Annotated in this window: 1 protein-coding gene; it reads left to right on the top strand. The window is 68.0% G+C overall.

Going from position 1 to position 206, the window contains the following annotated elements; genetic code table 11:
- A partial coding sequence (locus NR201_RS22660; protein WP_256850207.1) for an Ig-like domain-containing protein occupies window positions 1-206 on the top strand: 206 nt, incomplete at both ends.

Raw genomic sequence — 206 nt, 5'->3', positions numbered from 1 at the left:
AGCACGGCGGCTCCGGAAATCACGAACAACACCGAGGACGAGCTGGCCGGTAACGCCGAGCCGGGCGCGGTGATCGTGATCACCGATCCGGTCAGCGACAGCGTGACCAGCACGGTGGCGGACGCGGATGGTCACTGGAGCATCCAGCCGAATCCGGCGGGCGTGGACGCCAAAGACGTCGTGGTGGAAGCCACCGACGAGGCGGG

This window comes from Pantoea sp. Fr-CA_6 (genome assembly GCF_024520895.1).
GTDB classification, from domain to species: Bacteria; Pseudomonadota; Gammaproteobacteria; order Enterobacterales; family Enterobacteriaceae; genus Pantoea; species Pantoea agglomerans.
This window is presented reverse-complemented; position numbering and strand designations above follow the sequence as displayed.